This is a genomic window from Phenylobacterium sp. LjRoot97, from assembly GCF_964254345.1.
Taxonomy (GTDB): Bacteria; Pseudomonadota; Alphaproteobacteria; order Caulobacterales; family Caulobacteraceae; genus Phenylobacterium.
Map to the genome: position 1 here is coordinate 1,197,920 of NZ_CAXUTH020000001.1, position 15,361 is coordinate 1,213,280.

General features: G+C 67.4%; 8 protein-coding genes. 3 read left to right on the forward strand and 5 right to left on the reverse strand.

All coding sequences use genetic code 11. The features are described from left to right. Positions 1 to 105: 105 nt before the first annotated feature. Positions 106 to 1,743, reverse strand: a complete 1,638-nt coding sequence (locus ACSQ2H_RS05755) for a putative 2OG-Fe(II) oxygenase (protein ID WP_436060492.1) — start codon at positions 1,741 to 1,743, stop codon at positions 106 to 108. A gap of 249 nt (positions 1,744 to 1,992) precedes the next feature. Between ACSQ2H_RS05755 and ACSQ2H_RS05760 the strand changes: the two genes are divergently transcribed. Next, on the forward strand, positions 1,993 to 4,980 hold the full coding sequence (locus ACSQ2H_RS05760) for a TonB-dependent receptor domain-containing protein (protein WP_436060493.1): 2,988 nt from the start codon (positions 1,993 to 1,995) through the stop codon (positions 4,978 to 4,980). A 212-nt stretch (positions 4,981 to 5,192) separates the two neighbouring features. On the opposite strand, the gene ACSQ2H_RS05765 is transcribed toward ACSQ2H_RS05760, so the two are convergent. The 4 genes from ACSQ2H_RS05765 to ACSQ2H_RS05780 form a co-directional block, all read right to left on the reverse strand. Beyond that, on the reverse strand, positions 5,193 to 7,970 hold the full coding sequence (locus ACSQ2H_RS05765; protein WP_436060494.1) for a M14 family metallopeptidase: 2,778 nt from the start codon (positions 7,968 to 7,970) through the stop codon (positions 5,193 to 5,195). Positions 7,971 to 8,148: 178 nt separating this feature from the next. Next, positions 8,149 to 9,639 carry an amidohydrolase gene (locus ACSQ2H_RS05770; protein WP_436060495.1) on the reverse strand — a complete coding sequence of 497 codons (1,491 nt, stop codon included), beginning with the start codon at positions 9,637 to 9,639 and terminating at the stop codon, positions 8,149 to 8,151. Positions 9,640 to 9,708: 69 nt separating this feature from the next. After that, the gene (locus tag ACSQ2H_RS05775) at positions 9,709 to 10,737 is read right to left on the reverse strand and encodes a FecR family protein (RefSeq protein ID WP_436060496.1); all 1,029 of its coding nucleotides are present in this window, start codon (positions 10,735 to 10,737) and stop codon (positions 9,709 to 9,711) included. Continuing rightward, entirely contained in the window at positions 10,700 to 11,263 is a 564-nt protein-coding gene (locus ACSQ2H_RS05780; RefSeq protein WP_436060497.1) for an RNA polymerase sigma factor, read from the reverse strand. The genes ACSQ2H_RS05775 and ACSQ2H_RS05780 overlap by 38 nt, the downstream gene beginning before the upstream one ends. Before the next feature lie 383 nt (positions 11,264 to 11,646). Between ACSQ2H_RS05780 and ACSQ2H_RS05785 the strand changes: the two genes are divergently transcribed. Then, on the forward strand, positions 11,647 to 14,004 hold the full coding sequence (locus ACSQ2H_RS05785) for a TonB-dependent receptor plug domain-containing protein (RefSeq protein WP_436063551.1): 2,358 nt from the start codon (positions 11,647 to 11,649) through the stop codon (positions 14,002 to 14,004). A 165-nt stretch (positions 14,005 to 14,169) separates the two neighbouring features. Further along, the gene (gene recA / locus ACSQ2H_RS05790; protein ID WP_436060498.1) at positions 14,170 to 15,240 is read left to right on the forward strand and encodes a recombinase RecA; all 1,071 of its coding nucleotides are present in this window, start codon (positions 14,170 to 14,172) and stop codon (positions 15,238 to 15,240) included. The last annotated feature ends 121 nt before the right edge of the window (positions 15,241 to 15,361 follow it).

The window sequence follows — 15,361 nt, forward strand, 5'->3', positions numbered from 1 at the left end:
AAGCGGTCGGCGCGGGCGGTCCGCGAACTCCGACTTTCCATCAAGACGCACGCAAGGCTCGGCGCCTCATGCCAAATCGTCGGCCGGCCATAACCTTTCCGTGGGCTAGGCCTCGGTCGGGGCGATGTCGAAGGCGATGGTCGTGCGCACCTGGTCGCCGCCGAACGGCACGGTGCCGTGCCACATGTACGAGGGAAACAGCGCCAGCAGTCCGGGCTGCGGGCGCACGAAGTGTTCGGCCTCCAGCGTCGGCTGCGTCGGGATCGGCGGCGCCCCGAAGCGCAGCCAGCCGGCGCGGTCGGCTTCGTCGCCCAGCGCCTGCGGCACGTCGATGTAGCAGGCCGAGGAGATCCAGCCCTGCGGATGAATGTGGTCGACGTGGAAGCCTCCTGGCCGCAGCCGCACCGACCAGGCGCCCAGCACCCGGTGACCGCCGCCGTTGCGGCTGCGGAACATGTCGTCGCCTCCGCCGATCGCGGCGCGATACGCGGCGATCGGGCCTTCCACCGCCTGGAAGAAGGCGCGGATGACCGAATGCTCGGAGGCGAGCAGGTTCTGCGAGGTCTGGGTGCCGCCGCGGACCGACTGTTCGACCGGATGGGCCTGCAGGGCGTGAAGTTCGGCGAGTGCGACGCGCAGGTCGGCGAGATAAGCCTCCAGGCTGCTCCAACCTTCGGGCGTGTCGATGGTCTGGGCGCGCACCAGCGCGCCGTAGTCCCAGAGGCCGCGATAGCGTTCGTCGCCCGCCGCCCGCCAGGCCGTGGCGAGGGCGGCGGCGGCCTCCTGGTCGACGGGGTTCTCAATCAGCAGTCGCTCGGCGATACGCGCGGCCTCGGCGGCGTCGCCCACTGCCAGGCAGGCGTGGGCCATGGCCCTGCGCGCGGTCGGATCGCGGGGGTTGCGGGCCAGCACCGCGGCGCAGAGCTCGCGGCTGCGTTCCGGCGCCACGCGCAGCGACAGCGCCGCGGTCTCCAGCGCCAGTCGCGGGTCCCTGGGCGCGGCCGCCAGAGCGGTCTGAGCGAAGTCCAGGGCCTGAGCCTCTCCGGCGACGTGGTTCAGCAGCCGGATCTTCACGCCCGCCAGCAGCGGCGCCAGTGCGGCGCCGGCGGCGGCCAGGGCGGCGTCGATGGGGGCAAGGGCCAGGGCTGCGTCGCCTGAGCGCATCCAGATCAGCTGGCCAAGATCGCGCAGGGCGTCGGCATAGGACGGGCGTCGGGCGACGGCGTTGCGAAACGCGGCTTCGGCCTCCTCGAACCGCCGCAGCCCTTGCAACGCCCGGCCATAGACGAGCCAGGTCTCAGGCGCGTCGAGCCCGAGCGAAAACGCCCGTTCGGCCTCGGCGACGGCCTCGCGGTCGCGGCCCGCGTCGCCGAGGCCGGAGGCGACGTTGTGGGCGGCGACGCCGCTGCCTGGGTGCAGTTCTGCGGCGCGCTGATAGTCGGCCAGCGACTCCGGCTTGCGGTCGAGCGCCTTCAGCGCCGCGGCCCGCGCCGAGAGCGCCTCATGCCACGGGGGCTCGCCCTGGGCGAAGGGACGAGCCAAGGCCTCGGCCTCGGTCGCGCGCCCAAGCCCGGTCAGCAGGCGGGCGAGGGCGACGGCGGCCTGGGCGCAAGCGGGGTCGCCCGCGAGCACGGCGCGATACAGCCGTTCGGCTTCGGGCGCCCGGCCGGCGCGACCCAAGGCGCGCGCCTGATCCAGCGCCTGGGCGGTTGCGGGCGGCGGCGGGGGAGGGGCGGCGAGCAAGCGTCTCAACTTCCGTTCACTGAGCATTCGCGAGTCCGGCGCGCGAGCGTGCGCGCCCATTGTGCGAACCACACCGCACGCCTGTCCAGTGGGCGCCGGCCGATCGGGCGCGACGCAAAAGCCGCACTCCGGAAGGCCGCGGCGCCGCGCTGCGAAAAATTACAGATCCGACATGTGGGTCCTTGGAACCCCTGCGTCTTGGGGTCCGGACGCGCGAGGGGTGCGTCGTCAAATAATAAGGGCGGACGGATGAATTCGAGTTCTTTGAAGTGGCTGATGGTGGGGGGCGTCGCCTACGGCGCGCTGCTCGCTGGCGGGGTGGCTCAGGCCCAGGATGCGACCACCGCGGTTGAAGAAGTGGTTGTCACCGGTTCGCGTATCGCCCGGCCCGACTATGTCGCCAACAGCCCGATCGTGTCCGTCGGCCAAGCTGCCATCGAGAACACCGGCCAGGTGACCGTCGAAAAGTCCCTGTCGCAGATGCCGCAGTTCACCGGCTCTTTCGGTCAGGGCAACACCGGCTCCACCTCGACCGGCCTGAACGGCGGCCAGTCGTACGCCTCGCTGCGCGGCCTCGGCGCCAAGCGCACCCTGATCCTGATGGACGGCCGCCGTCTGCAGCCGTCGAACCCGGACGGCTCGGTCGACCTCAACACCATCCCCGAAGCCCTGATCGAGAACGTCGAAGTCATCACCGGCGGCGCCTCGACCGCCTACGGCTCGGACGCCACCGCCGGCGTCGTGAACTTCCGCCTGAAGCGCAACTTCGAAGGCATCACCATCGATAGCCAGTACGGCATTTCGGAACATGGTGACGGCGAATCCTTCAAGGCCTCGCTGACCGCCGGTCGGGCGTTCGACGAGGGCCGCGGCCGTGCCGTGATCTCGGTCGACTACACCAACCGCGACATCGCCCTGCAAAGCGCCCGCGACTGGAACGTCTTCCGCCTGACGACGCCGGGCCTGTCGACCATTCCGCAAGGCACCGTGCTGTTCGGCGCCAACCTGCCGACCCTGGCCGCCGTCAACGGCGTGTTCGTCGGCCAGTACGGCACCGCCGCCCTGCCGGGCAACGCCGCCGGCAAGTACACCGGCCAGATCGGCTTCAACACCGACCAGTCGATCTTCTCGACCGCCGGCGTGAAGGTGCAGAACTTCCGCGACCCGCAGACCAACGACGCCTACATCGTCAACTCGAACGCGTCGGGCACTCAGCAGCAGGTCAACTTCGGCTACGACGGCGCCTCGATGCAGTCGGACCTCGACCGCTACTCGGTGTTCGGCAAGATCGACTACGACGTCACCGACAACATCAAGTTCTTCACGCAGTTCACCTTCACCGACTATGAGTCGGTCGGCATCTCGAACCCGACCCTGGCCTCGAACGTGTACGGCCTGACGGTTCCGGTCTCGAACCCGTTCATCCCGACCGACTTCCGCGGCATCCTGGCCTCGCGCCCCACCCCCGGCGCTGACTTCACGTTCTACAAAGCGCTGAACATCCTGGGGCCGCGGATCCAGCGCTACGAATACACCGTCTATCAGCTGACCAGCGGCCTCTCGGGCGAGGTGGGCTTCAAGGACTGGACCTGGGACGCCTACGCCTCGTTCTCGAAGGCCAAGTTCGACAACGAGCAGACCGGCGGCGCCAGCGCCAGCGCGGTCAACCGCCTGCTCCGCAGCCCGACGGGCGGCACGGAGTATTGCGCCGGCGGCTGGAACCCCTTCGGCAACCTGACGCCGTCGGGCGACTGCATCCGCTACATCAGCCGCCGCACGCTGAACCAGAACGAACTGGAACAGCGCATCGTTGAAGCCAGCGTCCAGGGCGGCCTGTTCGAACTGCCCGCCGGCGAAATCCGCTTCGCGGCCGGCGTCGATTACCGCTCGAACGAGTACACCTTCACCCCGGACAGCCAGCTGAACCAGCCCGACGGCACCTCGGACGTGCTGGGCTACAGCGTGCTGCGTGACGCCTCCGGCTCGGTCGACACCTACGAGGCCTTCGGCGAACTGCTGATCCCGATCGTGAAGGATCTGCCGTTCGTCAAGGAGCTGAACACCAACCTCGGCTATCGCTTCTCGGACTACTCGTCGGTCGGCGCGATCAGCACCTACAAGGTCGACTTCGACTGGTCGGTGATCGACAGCCTTCGCTTCCGCGGCGGCTACAACCGCGCCATCCGCGCCCCGAGCGTCGGCGAACTCTACGCGCCGGTCTCGACGGGTTCGGTGGCCATCGGCACCGCCGGCCCGACCAACACCGACGGCGATCCCTGCGACGTCCGCTCGTCGTTCCGTCAGGGCGCGAGCGCGGCTCAGGTCCGGGCGCTCTGCCTGGCCCAGGGCGTCCCGACCGCGATCATCGACAGCTACCAGCTCGGCACGGCCCAGGTGTTCGCCCTCACCGGCGGCAACCCGGACCTGCAGGAAGAAACCGCCGACACCTTCTCGTTCGGCGCTGTCCTCACCTCGCCGTTCGAACACCCGCTGCTGAGCCGCATGTCGGCCTCGATTGACTACTACAGCATCAAGGTGAAGGACGCCGTCGGCAGCCTGCCGGTCAAGAACTCGTTCCAGTTCTGCTACAACGCCGGCGGCGCGAACCCGACCTTCGATCCGAACAACTACTACTGCCAGCTGATCGCGCGTAACACGGCGTCCGGCGTGCCGCTGAACCCGGTTCAGCCGCTGCAGAACCTCGGCCAGTTCGAAACCACCGGCATCGACGTCCAGTTCGACTGGAACATCGATCTGATGGACGTCGGCCTGGGCGACGACGCCGGCTCGCTGGCGATCAACGTCTCGGTCGGCTGGCTGGACCAGTTCAAGATCCAGAACCTGCCGAACGCCGCGACCTACGACTACGCCGGCACCTGGGGCACGGCCGTCGAAACCAGCGCTGGTCAGGCCCACCCGGAATGGAAGTCGGTCACCTCGGCGACTTACACCCGCGGTCCGGCCAGCGTCGGCCTGCGCTGGCGCTATATCAGCGAGATGAAGAACTCGGCCACGGTGGTCTCCCCGACCAGCACTGCGCGCGGTGTGAAGGCCTACAACATCTTCGACCTCAACGGCCGCGTGAAGCTGCCGTGGGAGACCGACCTGCGCTTTGGCGTCAACAACCTGCTCAACCAGAACCCGCCGCAGGCTGGCGACACCGAGTACAACTACGACCAACAGAACTACGACGTCATGGGCCGCACCTACTACGTGGGCATGCGCAAGCGTTTCTAGGACTAACGGCGACGGGGGCGGCCCCACCGCCCCCGTCGCCACAAGCCGCTGCGTCCTTGGCGGCGAAGGGCGTCGGTCGAAAGACCGGCGCCCTTTCTGTTGCGCGATCGTCCCGAGGCGGCGGCGCAAAAGAAAAGAGCGCCGGACCCGAAGGTCCGGCGCTCCTGACGCGCCGGGCGTCGCCGCCCGGCGCCGGCGTCCTGGGGAGACGCCTACTTCTTGGCCACGGCCGGGCCGTACAGCAGGCCGTTGAACAGGAACTTGAAGGTTCCGTACGACTGCGCCCGCTGGGTCACTTCCGGGCCCATCACGAACAGCTTGCCCTTGCCCACGTCGATATCGAGGACGCCAGTCGAGCCCTTGAGCTTCTCCTGGCCGACGGCCCAGCCGCTGCGCAGCGGAGCGTCGGTGTCGAACCACGAAACGCGCGCCACGCCGCTGGCCGAGGCCTTCAGATTGAAGGTCGGGCTGCGGTCGAAGAACACGTCCACGTCCTGCGGGATGCCGTAGGCGAGCGGCTGGCGGTTATCGACCTTGGCGCGCAGCACCGAACCCGGAATGTAGAATTCCTTGTTCGACAGGCCGACGAGCTTGTCGCCGTCCTTCTTGGCCACGGCCACCTCGACCGGCGCGCCGATCACGGTCGCCAGGCGCGAGGATGAGCCGATGGTGATCACCGTGCCGCCGTTTTTGGCGAAGTTGGCCACCTGCGGCAGGGTCTTGTCGTCTGTGATCGCGCCCAGCCACGGGTGGAACTCGGCCGGGATGTTCTCGGCCTTCGGCTGCGGGAAGCCGCGGCCGGCCCGGAACGGACCGCCCTGGGGAGCCGGGATCACGCCGTCGGCGAAGACCAGCACGTCGTAGTCCTTGGCCAGGTCGCCGGCGTCGAGGCGCTGCGGGTAGACCACCTCGAAGGGCGCCTCGAACTGCTCGAACAGCCAGCGGTTCCAGCCCGAGGGCATCGAGCCGCCATAGACGTCGACCAGGCCGATGCGCACCGGCTTCAGCGGCAGGGCTTCGCCGGCCGGCTTGGCGCCGACAGCGAAGGCGTCGATGCCCAGATCCTTCACGCCCTTGGCGATCACGGCCTGGGCCTCAGCCGAGGCCGGAACCCAGATCGCGCCCGGACCGAAGCTGTCCTTGCCGGCCTTGGCGCCGTCCTTCAGCCAGAACACCGGCTGACCGGCCTTCAGAAGGCGGTTGGTCAGGGTGAAGCTCTGGTTGGTCTCGTGGCTGATCAGCCAGCCGGCCTTGCCCGAGCCCTTCACCGAACCGGCCTGCACCGGCACGAGGTCGGGCAGGCGTTCGGTCGGGGCCTCGAAGCCGTCCAGGATGCGGTCGAACTTGATCCCCATCTGGTAGGCCAGGGTGTAGCCGGTGATGTCGTACGGCGCCTTCGGCGGGCCGCCCGGATACTCGAGGTCGTGCGGGTGGTCCTGCGGCTCGAACATGTCCAGCACGTGCGGGCGATAGGCCTGCGCCGCCTTCACGACGTACGAGCCCGCCGGGTAGGTCTTGGCCCCGACCTTGAACGGCTTGGTCGCGCGGTCGACGTCGACGCCGGTCTTGATCAGCGCGTTCACGAACGCGGTGACGGTCGGCATGTCGGCCTGGTCAGACGGGATGATGAAGCCGCGCGGGTCGCGCTCCTCGGGCTTCTGCAGGACGCTGTAGAGCTTCGGGTCGACGGCGCCGGCGCGACCGAAGATCGAGGCCATCAAGTCGTCCTCGCCCGCGGGCTTGGCGCTTTTGGCCGCTTCGTTCAGCTCGTCGATCTTGGTCGGCGTGGTGGTCCAGCTGTCCTTGGAGCCGCGCTCGATGCTGTTCGCGCCCATCTTGTAAATGTTGGACAGCAGGCGTTCGCGGTTGCGCGAGGCGTAGTCGATGACCGCGCGGTTCATCGTCCACTGGTACTCGACGGTCTGCGACAGGTGCCAGGTCTGCGGGGCGATCGGCATCGGCCGGTCGCCGTTCGGCAGCTGCAGGTTCGGCACCAGCTTCACGGTCTCGGGGGTCGGGCCGCCGATGATCTCGGTCAGCAGGCCGATCGAGTTGTGGAAGTAGGCGATCGAGCGCTCCATCCCGTTGTGCCAGGTGGAGTAAGACGCGGCGCTGCGCGCGCCGGAGCCGGGCTTGTCCTCGGCGACCAGGCGGCTGTGCATCGCCATCCCGACTTCCTGCAGGGAGGTCATGACCAGCGGGTCGTAGTTGTAGTTGAACGGGTCGCGGAACGGCGGAACGAACACCACCATGCCCGTCGGGCCGGTCTGGTGCTGGTTGAAGATGATCTGCGGGAACCACTCGCGGAACAGCTGTTTGTTGACGTTGGTCGTCTCAGCCATCTGCGACATGTAGCTGTCGCGGTTGTTATCGTGGCCCACGTACTTCTGGTACAGGCGCGGGATCGAGTTGAACTCGCGCTTTTTCGGGTCCTCGTGGCGCATGTACCAGTCGGACACCAACTCCATGCCGTCCGGGTTGTCGTGCGCGAACAGGATGATGACGTCGTCGAGCATCCGGAGAGTCTCCGGATCGTTCATGCTCAGCATCCGGTAGAGCACCTGGATCTGGCCCTGCGAGGTCACCGTCTCGGTGGCGTGCAGACCGGCGTCGATCCAGACCACCGCCTTGCCCTCGGCCGCCAGCTTGGCGGCTTCTTCCTTCGACAGGCCCTCGGCCTTGGCCAGGCGCTTGGAGATGGCCTTGTAGTGGTCGAGCTTGGCGAGGTTGGCGGGCGACGAGACCACGGCCATCCACTGGGTGCGGCCCTCTTCGGACTTGCCGAAGTCGACCAGCTTGATGCGGTCGGATTGCGAGGCGAGGGTCTTGAGATAGGCCTCATAGGCCGTGTAGTCGGCGAGGAAGTAGTCGCTGCCCGGGTTCTGGGCGAAGGCTTCGCTCGGCTGGGTGATGCTCGCCGCGTTGGCGGCCCCACCCATGATCATGACCAACGCCAGGGCGGCGCCCGTCATCGCGTGTTTTCGCGTCATTCCATCCCCCGTCTCGATTGCCAGAACTGGCGGTCCTACAAATGGACCTGCCTCAGTAGACGAGACGCACGCTGGCTTCGATTCCGCACCTGCAGTTGCGGATGAAAATTCAACGCGGCGAGGGGATACCGCGGCGTTGAAAAGACGGGGGCCGGCGCGGCCGGCCCCCGCTTGCGGCTTACTCGGCGCCGCCGGCCTTGCGGTAGTCGAGCGGCGGCTTGCGATCGCCGACCATCGACTTGTAGTTGAAGTCAGCGCCCTGGCGCTGCTTGAGCTCGGCCTTGGCCTGCGCGATCAGCTCCGGGTTTGACAGCAGCTCGGCGCCGGTCAGCGACAGGGTCTTGGCCGCGACGGCCGCGCCCTTGAGACCGATGCTCATGCCGGCCGCGGCAACGTTCTGCCAGCTGTGGCCGGCCGAACCGGGCACGAAGGTGGCGGTCGAGAGGCCCACGGTCGGGGTGACCCACGAGACGTCGGCCACGTCGGTCGAACCGCCGCCGGCGTCGCCCGAGGTGTCCGCGTCCTTGTAGGCCTGAATCTTGCCGACCGACGACAGGTCGCCGCCGCCGTTCGGCAGGGACTTGGCCAGTTGCTGGGCGAACTTGGTCTCTTCAGCGGTCCAGGTGATGCCGCCGACGTCGTTCAGCGACTGGTACATCACCTTGCCGAGCACGTCATTGGGCAGCAGGTTGTAGACGCCGCCGGTCTGTTCGAACTCGACCTTGGTGTCGGTGATCATGGCCGCGCCGTCGGCGGCCTTCTTCACCCGGTCCATCACGTCGACGACGATCTTCGGGTCGGCGTTGCGGACGTAGTAGTAGACCTCGGCGAAGTCGGGCACGACGTTCGGAGCCTTGCCGCCATTGGTGACCACGTAATGGATCCGGGTCCGGTCCGGGATGTGCTCACGCAGGTAGTTGTTGGCGACGTTCATGATCTCGACGCCGTCCAGGGCCGAGCGGCCGGCCCACGGGGCGCCCGAGGCGTGGCTGGACTGGCCGTAGAAGCGGAACTTGCCGCTGATGTTGGCCATCGAGGTGCCCTGGTTGGCCGAGTTGGTGTTGCCCGGGTGCCAGTGCAGGGTGATGTCGACGTCGTTGAACAGGCCGTCGCGGACCATGTAGACCTTGCCGGAGCCGCCTTCTTCGGCCGGGGTGCCGTAGACGCGCACTTCGCCCTGGACCTTGTTGGCGACCATCCACTGCTTCAGCGCCACGGCGCTGGCCACCGAGGCGGCGCCGAACAGGCTATGGCCGCAGCCATGGCCGTTGTCTTGGCCGGCGATCGGTTGCTTGGTGGGGACGGCGGCCTGCGACAGGCCGGGCAGGGCGTCGAACTCGGCGAGAATGGCGATGACCGGGCCCGTGCCGTTCTTGAAGCTGGCGACGAAGCCGGTCGGTTCGCCGGCGACGCCGGCCTGCACCTTGAAGCCGGCGGCCTTCAACTGATCCTGGAGGAGGGCGCTGCTCTTGGTTTCCTGATAGCCGAGCTCGGCGAAGCTCCAGATCTTCAGGGCCGCATCGTTCATCTTCGGCGTGTACGCGTCGACGGCCGCAGTCAGCTGGCTCTTGTCGGCCGCGGTGAGCGGGGCGGCGGTGGCGGCCGAGGCGGCAAGCCAGGCAGTAGCGCAGAGCGCGCTGGTCGCCAGCGCCTTCGAAATCAGTTTCATGGGTCCTCCAGGACGGCGGCGCATAGGGCGCGGCCGCTCCCCTTCAAGACGCAGTGGCGTCCTAAATCCTCACTCTCCCGCGGGCGGGTAGAGGTCGATGACGTTCGGGGCGCTGTGGCCCGCCTTGACCATGCCGTACGCCTCGAGCGTCGCGACGAAGCCGGCCATGTCGCCGGTCTTGAAGCGGCCGCTGAGCGGGGTCGCGGCGAGATCCGCATCTGCGATGCGCACCTTGCGGGCCGAGTAGCGATTCATTTCCTCGACGATGGACGCCAGCGGCCGGTTCTCGAACACCAGGCTGCCGTCGCGCCAACTCGTCAGCTCGGCGAGGTTGCGCTTCTCGACCGTCCACGGCGCCGCGCCGGTCTGGACCAGATGGTGGCCGGGCGTCATGTCGACGCTGGTGTGGGCGGCCGCCACGCGGACCTTGCCTTCGACCAGGCTGACCGACCATTGGCCAGGATCGACGCGGACGTCGAACGCGGTGCCGAGCGCGGTGACCGTCCGTCCGGCGGCGGTCACGACAAATGGCTTTTCGGGGTTCTTGGCGACTTCGAAATAGGCTTCGCCACGCACGAGGGTCAGGCCGCGCCGCTTGTTCCAGTCGGTCAGCTGCACCTCGGTGTCGGTGCTGAGCGTGACCCTGGATCCGTCCTGCAGGGTCACGGTCTGCTGACCGCCGACGGGCGTGCGGTAGACCGCCAGCGTTTGCGGCGCGGCGGCGACGACCGCGGCCGGCGCGGTGTCGGTGCTTTGCGCCTGCCGCCAGGCGCCGTAGCCGAGCATGGAGCCGGCGGTCACGATCGTCGCAGCGATGCCGGCCGCCCAACGCATGTTCGGACGTCGACGTTCGGCGGCGAGATCGGCCTTCAGCGCTTCGCGCGCGGCCTGGATTTGTGGATCGTCCTTAAGGTCGCCGACGCGGTCCCACGCGCCGCTGACCAGGGCCCAATCCTCCCGGTGGGCTGGATCGGCCGCCAGCCAGGTCTCGAATTCGTTCTGCACACCCCTATCGTCGGGATGGCGCTGCAAGCGCACGAACCACGACGCGGCGTCCGGGCTACCGGAAAGACCGATTTGTCGTTGGTTGTCGTTCATCGAATTCCTGCAACCGGATCGATACGATCCGGAGAGCCTTGGTGACGTGTTTCTCGACAGCGCTCACCGAGATGCCGAGTTGCGCCGCAGCAGCTTTGTAGCTCAAGCCCTCGAAGCGGACGAGCATGAAAGCCGCACGGGTGCGGGGCGAAAGTTGATTTAGAGCCTCCAGCGCCACGGAAGCTTCCTGCTTGGCCTGCAAAATCCGGTCGGGAGACAACTCGTCGAGCGGGTGGTGGGCCTCTTCCAGTTCGCAGTGCGCGCCCCGGCGCCTCACTGTGTCGCGGCGACGGCGGTCGAGCAGGACGTTGGTCGCGGTCTGGAAGATGAAGCTGGAGAGGTTCGTCACCTCGCCGCCCTGGCGGCGGTTGTGCAGCCGCAGGAGTACTTCCTGAATCAGGTCGTCGATTTCGTGTCCGTCGGCTCTACGCCGAAAGAAAGCGCGTAAGGCTTGCTGGTACGGGATCGACGCATGCGCCAACCCCTCCGGCTCGCCCCTGGCACCGGTCGTTTCCGCCCACGCCATGGAAATTTCCTGAACACCCCGAAATGTCTTATTGGCGTCATGGTTGTTGATGGGGGCGCCCAGGTCAATGACGTTTGGGAAGCCTCCGCGTTCGTTGCGGGGGCTGCTGTGTTTTCGTGCAACGGTGGGGCGGTCGTCGGCGCCATGGGGGCGGAGAGCGGCAAAGAGCGCAGTGGTTGGCCCGCAGGGCTGGCTTTAAAACCGCGGTTGTCGGAAGGCCGTGGCGTTGGCGCGGAGCCTTGTAGCCGTTGAGTATTCTACGTCTCGGGATCGTTGTTGCGTGCGCGTCGTCCGCCATGCTGCTTGCGACTGCGGCCGAGGCGGCCGGCCGGAAGACTCAATTTGCGCTTCCCGCGGGGGCGCCGCTCGATCGCGCCCTGACCATGTTCTCGGCGCAGAGCGACCGCGACATCCTTTTCACACCGTCCATGGTCGCCGGCCGCCGAAGCAAGGCGGTTTTTGGGCGGATGGATTCTGACGCCGCGCTCAATGCGCTGCTCCGCGGCTCGGGTCTCAGCTGGCGCGAGTTCCAAGGGCGTTACCTGGTCGAGCAGGCGCTGGCGCCAACGATCGAGGAACCTGAAGCCGAGATCGAAGGCCTGGTGGTCACCGCCCTGCGCCGCCCGACGCTCGATCGTCTGACGCCGATGTCTGTGCGGGCGTTCTCGGGCGATGATCTGACCCGGGCCGGGGCGGCCACGTTCACCCAGGCGGCGACGCTGATGTCCGGGCTCACCCAGACCAGCACCGGCACGGGCCGCAATCGCTTCAGCCTGCGGGGCGTCTACGGTTCCGGCGAGGCGACCACCGCACTCTATTATGACGACATCCCGGTGACCGGCCCCAGCGGCACGACCGCCGATCCCGGCGGCTCCTCGCCGGAGTTCCTGCTCGTCGACGTCGAGCGGATGGAATTGCTGCGCGGGCCGCAGGGCACGCTCTATGGCTCCAGCGCCATGGGCGGGGCGCTCAAGGTGGTCTTCAAGCGGCCAGATCTGAGCGAGCCCAGCGCCTCGCTGTCGGCCGAAGCATCTACGAATGCGGGGTTCTGGGGCGAGGCCGAGACGCTGGCCGTCAACCAGCCGCTCGTGCAGGACAAGGTCGGGTTGCGGCTGGCGGCCTACCACCGCCGCGATCCGGGCTATCTAGAGAACCGCCGGCTGGGCCTGAAGGGCAAAAACGACAGCGCCACCTGGGGCGCACGGCTGGGACTCGGTTTCGAGTTCGACAACGACCTGCAGGTCAACCTGACCGCGGCGCACCAGGACACCCGCGAAGGCGACACCAGCGGCGGCTGGGCCGGCGCGCCGCCGAACGTCTCCTACGGTTTCGTGCGGACACCCTTCGACAGCCAGATGACGATGTTCGAGGGCGCCTTGTCCTGGCGGTTCTCGGGAATGAGGCTCGCCGCCAACGCCGCGTCCTACGCATGGAAGAGCACTCGCCAGATCGACTACACCGGCACGCTGCAGAGCGAGCGGCTCAGCGTCGACGGCTGCAAGCGCTATCTCCAGATCCCCATCGCCGGGACCTGTTCGGCCTCGCAACTCTCCGCCTATTCGACTTATGTCGACAGCCGCGCGCCAGGGTTGCTCTACCAGCCGATCGACCTCAGTGCAGACGTGCAGGAGGTGCGGCTGCAGTCGGACACGCCGGGCTTCCTGGCCTGGACCGCCGGCGTGTTCCGCGAGGTTCGCAGCGACACCATCGACAGCCAGGTCATCGTCGGCGACCCCCTCACGGGTTTGCCGCGGCACGGCGATTTCACCGGCCGGCGCATCGTCGATAGCCGCCTGACCCAGCGCGCGGTCTACGGTGAGGTCACCGTGGGCGCTGACCGCGATACGTCCTTCGTGATGGGTGCGCGCCGCTTCGCCTATGACAAGCGGACCGAGGGCCGGGCCCTCGTCGTCAACGTGATCTCCAACACCTCGGAGGCCAACTTCCGCAACGGCGTCGAAGAAAGCGGCTGGAGCCTCAAGTTCCTCGCCAGCCATCGGTTCGGCCCGTCGGCAATGGGGTACGCCCAGGCCTCGCAGGGCTTCCGGCCCGGCGGGGTCAATACCGTCCCGGGGCTGCCGGTGAACCTGGCGGTCTATGGCGCCGACTCGCTCTGGAACTACGAGCTCGGCCTCAAGAGCGCCTGGTTGAACAACCGCCTGGCGGTCAACGCCGCCCTCTATCACATCGACTGGCGGGACATGCAGTACACCGCCAACAGCACGAACGGGGCGTTCTCCTTCATCACCAACCTCGGCCAGGCGCGGGTCAACGGGCTGGAGGCGGACGTCAGCTTCGTCTTCAATCCGGCGCTGCGGGGCGGCGCGAACCTGGCTCTGACCGACGCGATTCTCACCAGCGACCAGGCGAGCGCCGACGGGGTGGGCCTGGGCTCGGCCGGCGACCGTATTCCGGCGGTGCCGCGCGTGGCGGCGGACGGTTGGCTGGAGTATCGGCGCGACCTGGGCGGCGGGCTGGAGCTCATGTTGCGAGGGGACGCGGCCTATGTCGGGCGCTCGAACAGCACGTTCGATCCCGGCGTCGGCTCGGATGTGGCGCTGGGCGACTACTGGCTGTTCAACACCCGGGCCTTCGTGCGGGCCGCGCGGTGGACGATCGGCGCGTTCGTCGAGAATCTGACCGACGTCGATGACCCGAGTTTCGCCACCACCGCCCGGCAGCCGCTGACGATCGCGCCACGCCCGCGCCGGTTCGGACTGACGGCTACCTACGACTTTTGAGACGTTGCTGGTCCTGCGTCAGTTTCGGACGTATCGTAGGGGTGGTGTAAAAAAGAACATCTTGTGAACTCAGAACAAAGCGCGTACGCCTTGTTTCGACGGACGCCGGCGCCACTCGTGGCACGGACTGTCGGGTTGGAATCATGAAACAAGGGGCGCCTTGAAATGAGTCAGTCGGCGTTAAAGCTCGTGGGACGAGAAGAAGGCGATAAGCAGCGCGCTCTGGAAGCGGCGATTGCGCAAATCGATCGGGCCTTTGGCAAAGGCTCGGTGATGAAGCTTGGCGAAAAGAGCCATATCGAGGTCGAGGCGGTGTCCACCGGTTCGCTCGGTCTGGATCTCGCCTTGGGCATCGGCGGCCTGCCTAAAGGGCGGATCATCGAGATCTACGGTCCGGAAAGCTCCGGCAAGACCACTCTGGCTCTGCACGTGGTGGCCGAGGTCCAGAAGGCCGGCGGCGTCGCCGCTTTCGTGGACGCTGAGCATGCGCTGGACCCGCAGTACGCCAACAAGCTGGGCGTGAGTCTGGATGATCTGCTGGTCTCGCAGCCGGACACCGGCGAGCAGGCCCTGGAGATCACCGACACCCTGGTGCGTTCCGGCGCCATCGACGTGATCGTCATCGACTCGGTGGCCGCGCTGACGCCGCGCGCCGAAATCGAAGGCGAAATGGGCGACCAACTGCCCGGCCTGCAGGCCCGCCTGATGAGCCAGGCGCTTCGCAAGCTGACGGGGTCGATCTCGAAGTCCAAGACCCTGGTCATCTTCATCAACCAGATCCGCCATAAGATCGGGGTGATGTACGGAAGCCCGGAGACCACCACCGGCGGCAACGCGCTGAAGTTCTACGCCTCTGTGCGTCTCGACATCCGCCGCACCGGTTCGGTGAAGGTGCGTGACGAGATCCTCGGCAACAACGTCCGCGTGAAGGTGGTTAAGAACAAGGTGGCCCCGCCGTTCCGCGAGGTCGAGTTCGACATCATGTACGGCGAGGGCATCTCCAAGCTGGGCGAGATCATCGATCTTGGGGTCAAGGCCGGCGTCATCGAGAAGTCCGGCTCGTGGTTCTCCTGGAACTCGACCCGTATAGGCCAGGGCCGTGACAACGCCCGGGAGTTCCTCAAGAACAATCCCGACATCGCCCAGCAGATCGAGCGGCAGGTCCGCGGCGCCAAAGAGGCGATCGAGGAAGAGCTGCTGGTCGGGCCGACTGGCGACGAAGACGCCGAAGACTAGGATCCGCATCGCCGGAGCGGCCGCCACGGCCGCTCGGACCCGGACGCCTCCAACCCGACGTCCGGACCCGCCCGAGCCGGCTGAGCCCCCGCGCAGTCGCTTCGGAAGATGTGCAAGGACG